This is a genomic window from Bacillus sp. FSL K6-0073 (assembly GCF_038006085.1).
GTDB lineage: Bacteria > Bacillota > Bacilli > Bacillales > Bacillaceae_G > Bacillus_A > Bacillus_A cereus.
In genome coordinates this window covers 5355899-5373603 of the sequence record NZ_JBBOUN010000001.1, presented here as the reverse complement: position 1 = coordinate 5373603, position 17705 = coordinate 5355899, and the positions used below count along the sequence as shown (strand labels likewise).

Below are 17705 nucleotides of genomic sequence, written 5' to 3'. Positions count from 1 at the left end.
AATTCCCTATCAGCCGTGTACCCATTCATGGTAGAATCGTTTTGTTATGAATGGAAATAGAGGTGCAATGGACATATGAATCATATACAAACAAATTTTTCATCTTTCTTCAATAAAATTACAATCGGTGCGATGCTCGCATTTTTTGTTTATAGTTGTTGGGCAGCATTTGAGACAAGTAAGCAATTTTTTGGAGGAAGTACAACAAGTGTAACAATCATATTGGCGATTTTTGTCATACTCATTTTGTTAGTGGCATCAATTCTACAATATCGTTTTACAGATAAACAATTTCTTATTTTTCTTATAAGTATATCTATAGTTGTGAGGCTTAGTATGCTGTTATTTGTAGATGCTACAATAATTGGTGATATGAAAGTGATGTATGAGTCTGCAAAGCAGATTGCAATTGGTAATAATATAGGGACTGTAACTCATTTACCTTTTATTATATATGAATCGGTAATTATTCGTATATTTGGTGATTCATTATTCGCTTTACAACTATTTAATGTGCTATTTTGCACAGGAACAGCATTATTTATTTATCGTATTGCGGGAATGGTTTTTGGAGAAGAATGCGGTCGTATTGCTTCTATCTTTTATGCTCTGTATATTCCAAATATATTCATGAGTTCCCTATTAACTCCTGAGTCACTTGCAATATTTTTATTTTATTTTGCTTGTTACATACTTTTATATAAAGGATTAGATCATGCTTATATGTGGGTGTTTTCAGCGATTTTATTTGCATTTAGTAATATGATTTTCCCAATGGGATTATTTCTTCCTATTTTTATCACGGTATATGTATTATTAATCGAAGTATTTCAATCAGCAACGAAACAAAAGGTGTTACTAAAAATGATAGGGATACTTATTCTATTTTATAGTGCCCATTTTGGTGTGAATTATGGAATTAAGGCAATAGGATTGTCACAATATACAATTTCAAATGAGACGTATGTTCAATCTGTTTTAATTGGAAAAACGCAACATGAGGAAAAAATATCGAAAAATCAAAGTGTAACAGAGCATATTGATCAAAAGTTAAAAGAAATTGAGGGAGAAAGATTTAAACTTTTAGAGCCGATGATAAATCAGTTTTCAGATGAAGGAATAAATTCTATTCTTTTCAAATGTGAAAAACTGATATATATAGCCGTAACATTGTTTATGACTATAGCTCTATTACACTTTCTTATTAAGAAACAACAAAATGAGGGATATATGTTGTTTTTATTTTTAATTAGTGGCTACGTATTGTTAAAGCTCTTTCAAGTAGATATGGCATATTACAATGTAATTATGCCGGCATTGTTCATTTTGCAGAGCTTTGGTGTTTATATGAGTTATGTGTATTGTCAAAAAATATTTTTCAGAAAATAAAAAGAATCCATTCTGGATTCTTTTTTTGATGGAAGATGAAATTTAGTAGTCAGTGTAGATGAAAAATATGCCTGACTTGAATTTTATCCCGCTATTTTTCAGACAGCAAGACACCCACCTCAAAATCAGGGAAAGCAAAGAAGTTAGGTGAGGGCTGATAATCAACGGGGGATAAACAAAACCCCCGTTGATTAAAGTTTCACTTTATCTTATCGATTTAGTTCTAGTTGTAAATTATCGGCTGTTAGAGCCATTTGTGAGGAATCATCTTGAATTCCTTTCATTACTTGTGAAATAGCTTGTAGCTCGTGTTCAATTTTCTTATTCTGTTCTTTTGAGTTAGACATATCTTTTACAATTTCTTGGAAGTATCGATCTGTTGCTGACATACTATCCGTTCCTTCCGATACGAGAGAGCTAATTTGTTTCACGGAAGACGAGACACGGGTAATTTGTTCATTTGTTTTTTCAACGAGCTTTGTAACGTTAAATATAGATTCTTTCGTTTGCTCTGATAATTTTCGAATTTCACCAGCAACAACAGAAAACCCCTTCCCAAATTCTCCAGCACGTGCAGACTCGATAGCTGCATTTAGTGCGAGTAAATTGGTTTGCTCCGCAATCGATTTAACAATATCTATGATTTCATTAATTTTGTTAGAAATATTAAGGAGTTCATGAGTATCTGTAATAATCGTTTCCATATTCATTTGAATAGATCCCATTCGTTTGTTTTGCTGGTTTAATTGTTCTTTCCCTTTATTGGCTTTTTCTTCAGATGTTGTAGCTAATGATGTACCTGTTTTAGCAATCTCTACAATAGTTTCAGATTTGGCGGTTAGTTTTTGAATAGAAGAGCTTGTTTTTTCAGATACAGCAGCTAGTTCTGTTGCGATATGCGTAATTGTCATAGCAGTTAGTTCTTTTTCTTTCTCATGCTCTTTTTGTATTCTTTCATATTCAGATTCATAAGCTGCAAGAACAAGTTCTTGTTCAAGAGTAAATAATTTATTTATAACATTTATAGAATAGGAAAAATCATCGATTGTTGTTATTTTTGTTTGCAAAATCTTCATGATAGAGCGGAACAATTCTTGATAAGCAGCAGTATACCATTTTCGATGTAAACCAATTTGTACATGCCTTTTGGCAATCCTAACACGCTGTTCAATAAAATCTTCATGCATATTGCCGCTGAATAATTCTTTAATATGTGTTTTTAAAGTTTGTTTTAGTTTTGGAATAGAGCTGTAACGTTCAATAATAGTAATTAAATTAGGTTGTTTTGTAATGTTGGCATAGAATTTTTCAGTAATCCAATCAATTTCTGCATAAATAAAAGGCTGTAGTACTTTTACAACTTGTAAATCTTCTTTTGAAATATGTAGCATATCCATTTGAATTTTTAATTCAGAATTAGTAGGGACATTAAAAGTTATTTGTTGGTCCTTACTTAATTCGATTATACTGGCATTTGTTTTATTAATATTTTTTTTGAAAACCCCAAGCATCATTCTTCCCCCTGTATATAAAACGTTTTCAATTTTAAAACTAATATAGAGTAATTATATATGCTTATATATAATTACTCTATATTAGTTCGTTGAATAGTATATAAATTAAGAGAATTCTATCTAGAATTCTCTTAATGGCCTTTATTAATTTTAGCATGTGTTTTAAAGAAAACAGGGAAATGAACATTATATATTACAGTGACGACACGAATAATGAATGTTACTAATAAACAAACATAGAAAGCTAACACGTGCGCCCCCATAGCGTGTGTGATTAGGAAGCTAATTGCTCCTAAGATAGAAGCGATTGCGTAAATCTCTTTTCGGAATACGTAAGGGATATCTTGAGCACAAATGTCACGCAAAATACCGCCTCCAATACCTGTAATGACTCCCATTGAAACAACTAGAAATGAGGCGTCAACATGATGTGACATTGCCGCATTTGCACCAATAGCTGTAAAAACACCTAAGCCAACAGCATCAGAAAGCATAATAACGACTTGAAGTTTATTGATGCGCTCAAAAAACATACAAGTAAATAATGCTGATAATACACTTACGAAAAAGTAAATGGGTTTTACAAATGCGACAGGGGGCAGGTTACCAATCATGATATCACGAATAATACCGCCGCCGAGCGCAGTAGCTACAGCTAAACAAAGGACACCAAATAAATCTAAATCTTTTTTTAAACCAACTAATGTACCAGAAATGGCAGCGGCGATAATGCCAAGAAACGTAAATATATCGATTAATAACATGGCCTTAATCCCTTCCTCTTAAAGATGTTCCAGAGAAAAAATATACACTAAAGTATTGGAAATAACAATTACTTTTCGCTACATGTAGAAAAACGGATAAAATTCATAAAGAAAGCGTTTGAAAATGTTTGGAAAATAGCCATAAAGTAATTTGAAAAAGATATGAAAAGATTAATTTTACATTTTTTGATGTTGTTTATTTGGTAAAACATTACAATTATAGGTAGGTTATTTATATTTGTATAAAATGATAAAAAAATATTTATATACTGACAAAAATAAGGGGATGGTTGTTAGATAGATTTTATAAAAATAGGGGAGTATAGCTAAAGGACGATAATTTCTATTACTGATTAATACTTGTCCTGGCTAGTTTTAGCTGGAAAAATAGTTCTCGATTTGAATATGAGTTATGTTATAATTGCTAGGTGTGTTTGAATGATAAAAAATTATGATTAAAAGATAATGTTAAGATTTTGTATGGAGGTCTTGGAATGTTAGCAAATCAAGCTAGGGTTAGATTTGAGCATTTTTTGCTCTTTTTTATTATTTTACAGCCTGTTTTAGATTTATTAACGTCTCTTAGCATCACTTTATTAAAGTCAAATGCTACCGTTGGAATTTTAGTAAGATTCCTTATTATGGCTGTTGGTGGTATTTACATTTTAATTCAGGCAAAAGAGAAGGAAAATAGAAAGTTTTTAATTTATCTTATATTGTTAGCCGGAGTTTTAGGGATAGGATTTATTAATAACAAACTAGTTAAGGATCCTATTGTACTTAGTGAAGAGGTTAAATTCGTTGCGAAAGCATTATATATATATATCATGCTGGGATCATACATTTTAGCTTTAAAATCATTGAAAAAGACAGTTAATATTAGTGATAAGGTTCGAAATAGTATTGTATATTCTACATTAATCATTAACGCAATTATGGTTATTTCTATTTCAACATCTACTGACTTTGGTAGTTATGAATGGATGAAGGTTGGTTCTCGAGGTTGGTTCTATGCAGGGAATGAACTAGGTTCAATCTTAGCTATTATTTTCCCTATTGTGGTACTATATTCTATTCAAAAAACAAAGAGCTGGAAACACATTTTATATTGGATTCCATCACTTTTAATGATTTATTCGCTAATTCAAGTTGGTACAAAAGTAGGAATGGGCTCAATTGGTGCTACGTTAGCGGCAGCAATCGGAATCATTGTACTACAATTATTATTTAATAGAAAAAATCCGAACAAAAAATCCCTTGCGCTTAATGCAGTAATTGCTATTGTCCTATTAGCTGGTGTAGTTGGAACGTTTAAACAAACGCCATTAGCACAAAATATGGGTATTCACAATAATTACTTATCAGAGCAAAATGTGGCGCAGCAAGGTCAAAAAGAAAAAGAAATTAAAGAGAAGCTGAAAAAAGAGCAAGAACTTAAAGAAAAAGAAGAAAATCACCATAAAGTTGAAAAGCCAGAAGAAAAGGCGAAGATAGAAGAGGAAGTTAAGAAAGAGCTTGAGAAAGAGCAAAAGAAAGAAAATCAAGAAAATCTTATTTTCAGTGGACGTCAAGTATATGAAGAAAGACATAAGCAGTTCTTTAAAGAAGCGCCAATGTCACAAAAGTTATTAGGAATGGGTTATGCAGGTAACTTTAAATACAATGAACAAAAGCAGCCAGATCCAAAACTAATTGAAATGGACTTCCATGATTGGTTTTATGATTTCGGGATTATTGGCTTTGTATTACTAATGATTCCATTTATTTATTACGGGCTAAGAATTCTACTAGCATTTGCTACGAGATTTAAGGACATATTTAATATAAAATATGGAATGATTTCAGCAAGCTTATTGTTAGCGTTAGGTATTGCTTATATTGCAGGACATATTTTAACAGCACCAGGAGTTGGGATTTACTTTGTAGTGGTGTTAGCTTATCTAATAGTAGACCTAGAAATTGAATGATAAAAATAAAAGCTAACTTTTGTTAGCTTTTATTTTTTAGTACAGTAAAATAAAAATAGATGGAAACGTAGCGAGGATTTAAAGGAGGAAAAAATATGAGAATATTGCATATGAATGCAGGAGCAGAAGATGGGGGAGGGAAAACACATATTATTTCACTTCTCGATCAGTTTCCAACTGGTGAAGTAGAATTAGCAGTATTTGAAGATGGAATTGTTGCGAAGGAAGCAAGGGAGTTAGGGATAAAAGTCCATGTGTTTTCACAAAAATCGCGCTATGATTTATCCATTTTAAAGAATATAAGTGAATTTATTAATAAAGAAAAATTTGATGTAGTTCATACACATGGCCCTAGGGCTAATTTCTATGTTTCTTTAATGAAAAAGAGAATAAAGGCAAAATGGGTAACGACTATTCATAGTGATCCATTTCAAGACTTTACTAAACAGGGCTTAAAAGGTTGGATTTTTACGAAATTAAATTTGAAAGCCTTAAAAAATATAGACTTATTTTTCGTTGTAACAAATAGATTGAAAAAAAGCCTGGCAGCATTAGGTATTTCAAATGAAAAGATGCATGTTATTTATAATGGAATTGAATACGATAAGGAAAAAGCAGAAGGCTATAATAAAAAAGAAATGTTCAATATTGATGAAGATGTATTTACGGCAATCCAAGTAGCACGATTACATCCTGTCAAAGGACATGAAGTTTTATTCGATGCGTTACAACAAACAAAATTAGAGAAAATTAAAGTATTATTAGTTGGCGATGGCCCATTAGAAGAAAATCTAAAGTCATTAGCTACTGAAAAAGGGATTAACGATAAAGTAGAGTTTTTAGGACATCGTCAAGATGTAAAACAATTATTTGCGTCGTCACATGTAAATTTATTAACTTCCCATAGTGAAGGGTTCCCACTAGTTTTATTAGAAGCGGCAAATCAACGCGTACCATCAATTGTGACTAGGGCTGGAGAAATTGAACCATTAATCGTAGATGAAACTTACGGATGGATTGTGCCAACAGGTGATGGAAAGGCATTAGCATTAGCTTTAGAAGAAGCGTATGATAAGTGGAAAACTGGAGAGTTAGCAGCAATGGGTAAACATATTTATGAGCATGCTACTATGAACTTCTCACTTCAAAAACTATATGAAGATACAAAGGAAACATATAAGCAATTAATAGCGAAAAACTTGTAATGATAGAGAGGATAGTTAACTATGGCAGTACAAACAGTTGATATTCTAGGCGTTCCTTTTTCTACAATGACAATGGATGAAACGGTCCAATATTTAAAAGAACAACTAGAAGCGGAGCGAACTCATACGTTTCAGGTAGTAACAGCAAACCCTGAAATTGTTATGTGCGCAAAAAAGGATGAAAAGTTCTATCAAACATTATTGAATACAGATTTAATTACACCTGATGGTATTGGGGTTGTAAAGGCAAGCGGGATGCTTGGTACACCTTTAAAAGAACGTGTAGCAGGTTTTGATTTAATGTGTAATTTACTTGCGAAGTTATCAGAAGATAGTAAGCCGGTATCTGTTTTCTTATTAGGTGCAAAGCCGCATGTTGTACAAGCTGCAGCAGATCATTTAACAAAGACATATTCAGCTGTATCCATCGCCGGTATACAAGATGGTTATTTTAAACAAGAAGACGAAGAGAATATTATTTCTCGCATTCAAGAAGCAAAACCAGATTTATTACTTGTTGCACTTGGTTTCCCGAGACAAGAGAACTTTATCCAAAACAATAAGCATCGTTTAGAAACGAAAATGGCTGTTGGAGTAGGTGGAAGTTTAGACGTATGGGCTGGAGAGGTAAAACGTGCACCAAAATGGATTCAAGCGATTCATTTAGAGTGGTTTTATAGATTATGCAGTAATCCAACACGCTGGCGTCGTCAGTTAGTATTAGCGGAATTTTTAAAAGAAGTAATGCGTTCGAAAAAGTAGCGAAATATCGCTGCTTTTTTTATTTGTTCATTTTTAATAAATTGAAACTTTAATCAGTGAGGCATCCCCACTGATTATTAGCTCTCACCAATCGGGATAGACGTTTTACTTTTTGGGAATGATGAAGGAGAATTTTTTACACAAAAGTATTTTACTTATACAATTCACACATGTAAAATGATGTGTAAAGACACCTGTGTGAGGAGGACTTCTAGTGGGCAAGGTAAAAGAAATTTCGAAGCGCAAACTACTTGGTATAGCTGGGCTTGGATGGCTATTTGATGCAATGGATGTTGGAATGCTTTCATTTGTAATGGTAGCCTTGCAAAAGGATTGGGGATTAAGTACGCAAGAAATGGGCTGGATAGGCAGTATTAACTCAATCGGTATGGCAGTAGGAGCGCTTATTTTTGGGATACTATCAGATAAAATAGGGCGAAAATCAGTCTTTATTATTACATTATTATTATTTTCTATCGGTAGTGGTTTAACTGCATTAACAACAACACTTGCGATGTTTCTCGTTTTACGCTTTTTAATTGGTATGGGGCTTGGCGGAGAGCTTCCGGTTGCCTCTACACTAGTATCAGAGAGTGTTGAAGCGCATGAGCGTGGGAAAATTGTTGTGTTATTAGAAAGTTTTTGGGCAGGTGGATGGCTAATTGCGGCTCTTATTTCGTATTTTATTATTCCGAAATATGGTTGGGAAGTTGCGATGGTATTGAGTGCAGTGCCAGCATTATATGCTTTATATTTAAGATGGAATTTACCGGATTCCCCAAGGTTTCAAAAAGTTGAAAAAAGGCCATCTGTTATTGAAAATATAAAATCAGTTTGGTCTGGGGAATATCGTAAAGCAACAATTATGCTATGGATTCTATGGTTTTGTGTTGTTTTTTCCTATTATGGAATGTTCCTTTGGTTACCGAGTGTAATGGTGCTAAAAGGATTTAGTTTAATAAAAAGTTTCCAATACGTACTTATTATGACATTAGCTCAACTTCCAGGATATTTCACAGCTGCTTGGTTTATTGAACGTCTCGGTCGTAAATTTGTTTTGGTTACGTATTTAATCGGGACAGCTTGCAGTGCTTATTTGTTTGGGGTTGCGGATTCATTAACAGTATTAATCGTGGCAGGTATGTTACTATCCTTCTTTAACTTAGGTGCTTGGGGAGCATTATACGCCTATACACCTGAGCAGTATCCAACGGTTATTCGTGGTACAGGTGCAGGAATGGCAGCAGCATTTGGTCGTATTGGTGGTATTCTTGGGCCACTATTAGTGGGATATTTAGTTGCTTCAGAAGCTTCACTATCATTAATATTTACGATTTTCTGTGGATCAATTTTAATTGGTGTATTCGCTGTAATAATACTTGGACAGGAAACGAAGCAACGAGAATTAGTATAAAGTGAAAATTTAAACGTATCCCTGACCGTTTATTATCCTACACTACTCGGATCTTTATAGGCAGTTAGTGCGGGATAAAAGGGGAGAGGAAACCGAAGTGGTTTCCTTTTTTCTGTTTTTTTAGATAAATAATGGTATAGTAAGAAAAAGGGATTATTTCTTATAAAAGCGAATGTATACAACAGGACATATGGACAAAGAATTAGGTGGTTGAAGAAATGAAAATTTTACTGATCATGGAAGAGGCAGAAGAGAGAAGAGAGTTAGCTGAAAATTTCACTGAAAATATGAGAAATGTAGAATGTTTTGAAGCAAAGACAGGAACAGAATCTTTATTTATGATGAAAAAACATATACCAGACTTTGTTTTTTTAAGTTCCAAATTACTAGATGGTACTGGTTTTGAATATGCAAGTTTATTACGAGAAATAAATTGCTATACAAAATTTATTTTTGTAGGTGAAAACATAGAAGAATCTATTACAGCTTTTCGTTTCCAAGCATTTTATTATTTATTGCGACCATTTCGTGAAGAAGATTTACAATTTCTTTTATATAAAATAGGTAAAGAACAAGGTGAGAAAGCAAAGAGTTATTTGCGGAAACTACCGATAGAAAGTCAAGAGGGTATACGATATATTCTCCCAGAAGATATTGTATATGTAAGTAAAAATAAAGAAAATAAAACTGTTTCAATTTACACAACGAATAATCAGTATATTTCAACATATACACTTCAGGAATTAGAAAATAAGCTAAATGCATATGATTTTTTACGTGTACATAAAAGCTATTTAATTAATATGTCATATGTAAAAGAACTGAAACCTTATTATAATGGCACGTATAATTTGTATTTAGATAGGTATGATGAGCAACCGATTCCAGTCAGTCGTAATTATGTAAAACGCCTTCGAAATAACATTGAATTATAGTAGGTAATGAGAGTATTTTAACATGATAAACTGAAAATCCTTCATGATAGGGAGGATTCAAGTTAAATATTCAGAAAATTTAGTACAATCTCCACTAAGAAATAGTATTGGGGGAATTGTATGTGAAGACATTGAAATCGATCTTACTTTGGGGCATTATTACAGCAGTAGGAGCAGGTGCTTTTGGGGTAGTAGCTTTATCACAAGGTGAAACCATTAATGCTGTATGGCTCTTAGTAGCTGCCGTATGTGTATATGCAGTTGCTTATCGCTTTTATAGTAGATTTATAGCGAGAAAGGTTTTTAATTTAGATGATAATCGGCAAACACCAGCCCATACATTAAACGATGGGAAAGACTATGTTCCAACAAATAAGTGGGTATTGTTTGGACATCACTTTGCAGCGATTGCTGGGGCGGGACCTTTAGTAGGACCGATTTTAGCAGCACAAATGGGATATTTACCAGGAACCATTTGGATTATTGTTGGGGTAGTTGTTGCGGGGGCTGTCCAAGATTTTGTCATTTTATTTGCTTCGATGAGACGTAATGGTAAATCGTTAGGAGAAATGATTAAGGATGAGATTGGACCTGTTACAGGACTAATTGCAATGATAGGTATTTTAGGAATTATGATTATTTTATTAGCAGTATTAGCGTTAGTCGTAGTAAAGGCACTAATCGGAAGTCCTTGGGGAATGTTTACGATAGCAGCAACGATTCCTATCGCTATTTTAATGGGAGTTTATATGCGCTATATTAGGCCTGGTCGTGTTGGAGAAGGATCAGTAATTGGTATTATCCTACTTATTTTATCTCTTGTTGGAGGACAGTATGTAGCAGAAAATCCAACACTTGCAAGTATGTTCACATTTAGTGGTGAAACAATTGCTATTATGCTTATTGTATATGGATTTATCGCATCGGCATTACCAGTTTGGATGCTTTTAGCACCACGTGATTATTTAAGTACATTTTTAAAAGTCGGAACAATTGTAGGGTTAGCAATCGGTATCTTAATTGTAGCACCAGATTTACAAATGCCAGCAGTTTCGAAATTTATTGATGGAACTGGTCCTGTGTTTTCTGGAAACTTATTCCCGTTCTTATTTATTACTATTGCTTGTGGTGCAGTGTCTGGATTCCATGCTCTCGTTTCATCAGGTACGACGCCGAAGATGATCGAGCAAGAGGGACACGCACAGCCAATCGGTTATGGAGCAATGTTAATGGAGTCGTTTGTAGCAGCGATGGCGATGATTGCGGCTTGTGTATTAACACCGGGAACGTATTTTGCAATTAATAGTCCCGCAGCACTTATCGGTACAGATGTTTCGCAGGCAGCTCAAGTTATTTCCTCATGGGGATTTGCTATTACACCAAATGAACTAAAAGATCTCGCTGTAAATGTTGGAGAGCAAACAATTTTATCACGTACAGGTGGTGCGCCAACATTAGCGATAGGTATGGCATATATTTTCTCACAAGTAATAGGTGGAACGGCCATGATGGCATTTTGGTATCATTTTGCGATTCTCTTTGAAGCTCTATTCATTTTAACAACAATTGATGCCGGAACGCGTGTCGGCCGATTTATGATTCAAGATATTTTAGGGCATGTATATAAGCCATTTGGGAAAACGGATTCTACATTAGCAAATGTAATCGCTACAACATTATGTGTATTAGGGTGGGGATATTTCTTATACCAAGGGGTAATAGATCCGCTCGGTGGAATTAATACATTATGGCCACTTTTCGGTATTGCAAATCAAATGCTAGCAGGTATTGCATTATTACTTGGAACGACAATTTTGTTCAAAATGGGAAAAAAGGCGTACGTTTGGGTAACACTTATTCCAACTGTCGGGTTGCTGATTGTAACGATGACGGCGGGATATCAAAAGCTATTTCATGAAAATCCTAAAATTGGATTTCTATCGCATGCAAAGGTATTTCAGGGAGCATTAGATGAGGGAAAAGTGTTAGCGCCAGCAAAAAATGTTGCTCAAATGAAGCAAATTATTTTCAATGATTATATCGATGCAGCGCTTTGCGGAATTTTTATGATAGTTGTAATCGCTGTGTTAATTTCAGCACTTCGAATTTGGATCCAAGTATTAAGAAATAAGCCAATGCCGTTAAAAGAGGCACCATATATTCCGAGAGATGAAAGTGAGTCGAGGAACTATGCTTAAAAAGTTGTGGCAAGTATGGGGTGAAAGAAAACGCTTTATTAGTTTGCTCGTTGGGGTACCAAGTTATGAAGTATATGTGGAGCATATGAAAAAGCATCATCCTGAAGAAGAGGTTGTATGTCAAAAGCAATTTTTTGCTGAGGCACAAGAAGCAAGATTTAATGCAAAGGGTGGAAAAATATCACGCTGTTGTTAATGAAAAAGGGCGAGTTTTCGCCCTTTTTATTTTTTTGCTGTTTCACGTGGAACAGCAAAAATAAACAAAACCTTTGGGAATTAAAGGTATTTCGTATACAATAAAGTGAGGAAGGGGATAGATGGAAAAGTAGGGAGATTATTTTATGTTAAGGGACTTATTTGTAAATACAACAATTATTCTTTCCTTTATTTTTATTGGAGGCCAGCTTTTAAGGGATAAGCCGTTAAAAGAAGGATTCTCTTTTGGGCAGAAATGTGTAGTAGGCATTTTTACTGGGATACTAGGTATAGTATTAATGTATTTCAGTGTTCGTGTTGGTACCATTCTATTGGATTTACGCTATTTAGCTGTTATTCTAGCTGTTATTATTGGAGGACCGATAGCGAGTACCATAACAATTGGTATGATTTTAGTAACTAGGCTGTTGTTTATGGATTATTCATTAGCTTCTCAAGTGGCTTTTTATACAATCATTGCGATAGGAATAGGGAGTATCTTTATTTCGCGCATGAAGCTTTCTTTAGGGGGAAAGTGGGTATGGTTACACACATATATTTTATCTATTCTAATCCCAGCGTTATATATATGGTTAATTAAAGAGATCCACATAGTGGGATTATATTTAATTTCTAGTATTATTACAGGTTACATAACATTCATAAGTGCAAATTATGTTTTACAATCCAATGAGTTATTTCAAAAGATGAAACAATACGCAACGATAGATGCATTGACAGGTTTAGGAAACGTAAGACAGTTTGATTTAGAGATGAATCGTCATATTAGTAATAAGAACATGAAAAATGATTCGTTTTGTTTACTACTTATAGATATTGACCACTTTAAGTATGTAAATGATACGTACGGGCATCCTGCAGGGGACGAAGTGCTAAAACAAGTAGGATGTATTTTACGAGAAACTTCACAATTTCCAGATTTGGCTTTTCGAAAGGGTGGAGAGGAGTTTGCGCTTTTGATACCGAATAAGGGATTAGCTTACGGAATTCGTATGGGCGAGCAAATTCGTACAGCTGTTGAAAGTCACTCATTTCAATTGTTAGATGGAACGAAAATAAAAATTACAGTTTCGGTGGGGGTTTCAGAATATGAAGAATCACCGGAGCAATTTATTCAAGCGGCGGATGATGCGTTATACTACTCGAAACGAAATGGTAGAAATAAGGTCAGCTCTGTATCTTAAAGATAAGATGACCAGAAGACATAAAGCTTATAAAAAACACTCACAGAGGCAATGTATGAACTTTGTGAGTGTTTTTTATTTATATATTAGACAAGTTCTTTTGATACAACAAATTTACGATATGCACCATGGTGAGTTGGACCTACGTATTCGTTAATTTTGAATGAGTAACGAATAGCAGCTGTGATGAATTCTTTAGCAGTTTTTACTGCTTCTTTCACAGGTTTTCCTTTTGCAAGTTCTGCTGTAATTGCAGCAGAATATGTGCAACCTGCGCCGTGTGTATTTGTCGTATCAATTTTTTCTGATTCTAGAAGGTCGAATGTCTCTCCATCATATAGGACGTCGATTGCAGTTTCCGTACCAAGTTTGCTACCGCCTTTAATTAGGACGTATTTCGCACCTAAAGCATGGATCTTTTTCGCTGCTTCTTTCATGTCTTCAAGAGAATTAATTTTTACGCCACTTAATTGGTAAGCTTCAAATAAGTTTGGTGTTACAACTAATGCCTTTGGAACAAGAACGTCACGTAAGCAATCATTCGTTTCAGGATGTAATGCTTCATCAGCACCTTTACATACCATAACAGGGTCAACTACTACATTTTTGAAATTGTGCTTTTCGATTGTTTCTGCAACCATTTCAATAATTTCTACTGATCCAAGCATACCTGTTTTTAAAGCGTCTACGCCAACACCTTCAATTGTTGTTTCTAATTGTGGTTTTAATGTAGAAGCTGGGATTGGAAATACGTTATGTGCCCAACCGTTATGTGGATCCATCGTTACGATTGTTGTAAGAGATGTCATTCCGTATACGCCCAGTTCTTGGAATGTTTTTAAATCTGCTTGTATACCAGCACCGCCACTTGTGTCAGAACCAGCGATAGTAAGTGCTTTATTTAATGTCATTATGAAAGCCCCCTCGAGTGATATAATGAAAACTATGTTTTCACCATTATATCAATGTTACGAATAAGTACAAAGTGAAAAGTAGATGATTTATTTTAAGAGCTATTTAAAATCTTGTATGCAGGAGACTGAGTATGTTTCGAGATAATCGTACAAATGAATTAGTTATATTAAAGGAAATTGCAGAAACATTAAATACATCAAATGATACATATCATGTATTGCAAGCTGTCCTAGAGAAATTACTAAGTGTAACAGGTTTAACGACAGGATGGATTTTTCTTGCGGATGAAAATGGGAAGTATACGAAGTTAATTGATTATCAATTACCAGAGGCACTTACATATGAAAATAAACGCCCGATGTGCGAAGGTGAATGTTGGTGTTTACGAGGTTTTGTAGATGGAAAATTAGAGAGAGCCGTTAATATTATTGAATGTAAAAGAATTAATAATGCAATTGAATATAATTGGGGAGATACGGAGGGCATTCTTCATCATGCTACGGTTCCTTTAAAAGCTGGGGGAGAAAAATTTGGGTTGTTAAATGTTGCAAGTCCGGGTAAAACACATTTTTCAGAAGAAGAATTAGTATTACTCCAATCGGTTGCCTTCCAAATTGGTACGGCTTTAAAGCGAACAAAATTATATGAAAATGAAAAGAGAAGAGCACATTATTATGTGAAATTAGAGCGTTTCATTCAAGATTTAAAAACGATTCATAAGTTTAATGTACTACCTGAAAAAGTGGTAAATCACGTAGGTGAAGTATTTCAATGGAATCAAGTAGCGCTTTTTATTAGGGAGGAAAAAGAATTATCTCTGCGAGCGTCTTACGTTCAGGAAGAGTTACAAGAGGATGTAAAAGAGGCGGCCAAGAGGGCGTTAGAACAAGATGAACCAGTTCTAATAAAACATCAAATAGGACATAATGTACATCTAAATCGAGCTGTTATTGCTACACCAATACATATTCAAAACCATATATTTGGTGTTTTATGTGTTAGCTTGAATAATGGAGAGTTTGATGCTAATACAATAGATGTAATTCAAGCATTATCGAACCATGTTTCGTTAATAATAGAGAATTTGAGGTTAAACGAGCAGCGCCGTGAACTTGTACGAATGGAAGAAAGAAATCGGTTAGCAAGAGATTTACATGATTCTGTTTCGCAAAAATTATTTTCATTAACCTTCATGACAAAAGGCGCCGAGGCAGTTTTAAAAGGTAAAAATGAAAAGGTAGATCAATCTTTGCATGAGATGCGTGAACTTGCGCAAGGAGCTTTGAAAGAAATGAGGACATTAATTTGGCAGCTTCGTCCGGCGGGATTAGAAAAAGGATTATTGCCAGCTCTAAAGCAGTACGGTGAAAATTTGGGACTGAAAATTAGGGAGCAAGTTACGGGTGTTCGTGATTTACCTCGTGTAGTAGAAGAAGCTTTGTGGCGCATAGGCCAAGAAGCACTGAACAATGTAAGTAAGCATGCAGGTGTAAAAGAAGCGACGATTTATTTTACAGTGAATGAGAAAAATGTATCATTAGAAATAGTTGATCAAGGAAAGGGCTTTGTGGAAAAGAATATAAAAGAAAAGAAATCACTAGGTATGACTACGATGCGTGAAAGAGTAGAATTAGTTGGTGGAACAATTAAAATTGTAAGTAGTAATAAACGAACGAGCGTAAAAGTAAATGTACCATTATGATGTGAAAATGAGGGAAGTTTGTGAAAATAAAAGTATTGTTAGTTGATGATCATACAGTCGTTTTAAAAGGATTAGCATTTTTCTTAAGTACACAGGAAGATTTAGAGTTAGTTGGAGAAGCGAATAATGGGAAAGAAGCGTTAGTGAAAGTAGGAGAAACAAATCCCGATGTTATATTAATGGATTTATATATGCCTGAAATGGATGGTGTTGAGGCGACGGCATATATTAAAAAAGAGTATCCAAATGTGAAAGTAATTGTATTAACTAGCTTTTCTGATCAGGCGCATGTGTTACCTGCATTAAGGGCTGGAGCAAGTGGTTATATTTTAAAAGATGTAGAACCAGATCAGCTTGTTGAGGCTATTCGAAGCGCATATAAAGGTAATATTCAATTACATCCGGATATAGCAAATGCTCTTCTCTCTCAAACATTACCTGTAGAAGAAAAGGAAGAAGAACCTTCTATTCAAGTGGATGTGCTAACAGCGAGAGAAAATGAAGTATTGCAGCTATTAGCAAAAGGGATGAGCAATAAGGAAATTGCATCTGTTTTAGTTATTACAGAAAAGACAGTTAAGGCGCATGTAAGTAGTATTTTGAGTAAGTTGAATTTATCTGATCGTACGCAAGCGGCATTATATGCAGTGAAAAATGGAATTGTATAAGACGAAAGTCGTAAGACCAAGTTCGCCTTTAGAAGGTGGACTTTTTTTATGGAAAAATACGTCTATGTGAGGACGAAATTGTCATTATATAAAGATAAAATATGTTTGTAAGCAACAAAACAACAATTACAAGGGATACCTTTTTTGAAAGCATATAACAACATAAGAGTGAGTACTAGGAGGAATAAATAATGGCAACAGTTTTATTCGTTAAAGCAAATAACCGCCCAGCGGAACAAGCAGTTAGTGTAAAATTATATGAGGCATTTTTAGCAAACTATAAAGAAGCACACCCAAATGATACAGTAGTAGAACTTGATTTATATAAAGAAGAATTACCATATGTAGGCGTAGATATGATTAATGGTACATTCAAGGTAGGTAAAGGATTTGATTTAACAGAAGAAGAGGCAAAAGCAGTAGCAGTTGCTGATAAGTATTTAAATCAATTCCTAGAAGCTGATAAAGTTGTTTTCGGCTTCCCATTATGGAACTTAACGATTCCAGCAGTATTGCACACATATATTGATTATTTAAACCGTGCTGGTAAAACGTTCAAATATACGCCAGAGGGTCCAGTTGGTCTAATCGGAGATAAGAAGATTGCATTATTAAATGCAAGAGGCGGCGTATATTCAGAAGGTCCAGCAGCTGAGGTAGAAATGGCTGTTAAATATGTAGCAAGTATGATGGGCTTCTTCGGCGCAACAAACATGGAAACAGTAGTTATTGAAGGACATAACCAATTTCCAGATAAAGCAGAAGAAATCATCGCTGTAGGTCTTGAAGAAGCAGCTAAAGTAGCAAGTGAATTTTAATTAAAATTATAATCGTCACTCGAAAAAACAGCATTAACGTTTACATGTTAATGC

The 17705-nt window shown here is 34.3% G+C and carries 15 protein-coding genes and 1 pseudogene; 12 read left to right on the top strand and 4 right to left on the bottom strand.

Going from position 1 to position 17705, the window contains the following annotated elements:
- Window positions 1-75 precede the first annotated feature (75 nt).
- Window positions 76-1389, top strand: a complete 1314-nt coding sequence (locus MHB52_RS27800; protein WP_061664265.1) for an ArnT family glycosyltransferase — start codon at window positions 76-78, stop codon at window positions 1387-1389.
- 209 nt (window positions 1390-1598) lie between these two features.
- Here the strand turns inward: MHB52_RS27800 and MHB52_RS36870 are convergent, their stop codons facing one another.
- From MHB52_RS36870 to MHB52_RS27790, 3 genes and pseudogenes are all read right to left on the bottom strand, one after another.
- Window positions 1599-2300: a methyl-accepting chemotaxis protein gene (locus tag MHB52_RS36870; protein WP_370658441.1), complete on the bottom strand. Its 702-nt coding sequence runs from the start codon at window positions 2298-2300 to the stop codon at window positions 1599-1601.
- Window positions 2301-2354: 54 nt separating this feature from the next.
- A pseudogene (locus tag MHB52_RS36865) lies at window positions 2355-2900 on the bottom strand (protoglobin family protein); the annotation flags it as partial.
- Between the two features lie 134 nt (window positions 2901-3034).
- Complete coding sequence (locus tag MHB52_RS27790; protein WP_000924369.1) at window positions 3035-3667, bottom strand: trimeric intracellular cation channel family protein; 633 nt, start codon at window positions 3665-3667, stop codon at window positions 3035-3037.
- Between the two features lie 494 nt (window positions 3668-4161).
- Here MHB52_RS27790 and MHB52_RS27785 point away from each other — a divergent pair, with 494 nt between their 5' ends.
- The 8 genes from MHB52_RS27785 (at window position 4162) to MHB52_RS27750 (ending at window position 13548) form a co-directional block, all read left to right on the top strand.
- Complete coding sequence (locus MHB52_RS27785) at window positions 4162-5634, top strand: O-antigen ligase family protein (RefSeq protein WP_061664267.1); 1473 nt, start codon at window positions 4162-4164, stop codon at window positions 5632-5634.
- Window positions 5635-5729: 95 nt separating this feature from the next.
- A complete protein-coding gene (locus tag MHB52_RS27780; protein ID WP_001221227.1) occupies window positions 5730-6839 on the top strand; it encodes a glycosyltransferase family 4 protein in 1110 nt (369 codons plus the stop codon).
- 21 nt (window positions 6840-6860) lie between these two features.
- Entirely contained in the window at window positions 6861-7601 is a 741-nt protein-coding gene (locus tag MHB52_RS27775) for a WecB/TagA/CpsF family glycosyltransferase (protein WP_000290748.1), read from the top strand.
- 214 nt (window positions 7602-7815) lie between these two features.
- Window positions 7816-9015: an MFS transporter gene (locus tag MHB52_RS27770; RefSeq protein WP_061664268.1), complete on the top strand. Its 1200-nt coding sequence runs from the start codon at window positions 7816-7818 to the stop codon at window positions 9013-9015.
- Window positions 9016-9233: 218 nt separating this feature from the next.
- Window positions 9234-9950, top strand: coding sequence for a LytR/AlgR family response regulator transcription factor (locus tag MHB52_RS27765; protein ID WP_000698256.1), 717 nt, complete (start codon window positions 9234-9236; stop codon window positions 9948-9950).
- Between the two features lie 122 nt (window positions 9951-10072).
- Window positions 10073-12148: a carbon starvation protein CstA gene (cstA, locus tag MHB52_RS27760; RefSeq protein ID WP_000854295.1), complete on the top strand. Its 2076-nt coding sequence runs from the start codon at window positions 10073-10075 to the stop codon at window positions 12146-12148.
- The gene (locus tag MHB52_RS27755; RefSeq protein WP_000914504.1) at window positions 12141-12344 is read left to right on the top strand and encodes a YbdD/YjiX family protein; all 204 of its coding nucleotides are present in this window, start codon (window positions 12141-12143) and stop codon (window positions 12342-12344) included. Before cstA ends, MHB52_RS27755 begins: the two co-directional genes overlap by 8 nt.
- 145 nt (window positions 12345-12489) lie before the next feature.
- The gene (locus tag MHB52_RS27750) at window positions 12490-13548 is read left to right on the top strand and encodes a GGDEF domain-containing protein (protein WP_061664269.1); all 1059 of its coding nucleotides are present in this window, start codon (window positions 12490-12492) and stop codon (window positions 13546-13548) included.
- 86 nt (window positions 13549-13634) lie between these two features.
- Here MHB52_RS27750 and pdxK read toward each other — a convergent pair whose 3' ends face one another.
- Window positions 13635-14459, bottom strand: coding sequence for a pyridoxine/pyridoxal/pyridoxamine kinase (gene pdxK, locus MHB52_RS27745; RefSeq protein ID WP_000174252.1), 825 nt, complete (start codon window positions 14457-14459; stop codon window positions 13635-13637).
- 134 nt (window positions 14460-14593) lie between these two features.
- Here pdxK and MHB52_RS27740 point away from each other — a divergent pair, with 134 nt between their 5' ends.
- From MHB52_RS27740 to MHB52_RS27730, 3 genes are all read left to right on the top strand, one after another.
- Entirely contained in the window at window positions 14594-16165 is a 1572-nt protein-coding gene (locus MHB52_RS27740; RefSeq protein ID WP_061664270.1) for a GAF domain-containing sensor histidine kinase, read from the top strand.
- Window positions 16166-16185: 20 nt separating this feature from the next.
- Window positions 16186-16833, top strand: coding sequence for a response regulator (locus MHB52_RS27735; RefSeq protein WP_000695799.1), 648 nt, complete (start codon window positions 16186-16188; stop codon window positions 16831-16833).
- A 191-nt stretch (window positions 16834-17024) separates the two neighbouring features.
- Complete coding sequence (locus tag MHB52_RS27730) at window positions 17025-17651, top strand: FMN-dependent NADH-azoreductase (RefSeq protein ID WP_044797723.1); 627 nt, start codon at window positions 17025-17027, stop codon at window positions 17649-17651.
- The last annotated feature ends 54 nt before the right edge of the window (window positions 17652-17705 follow it).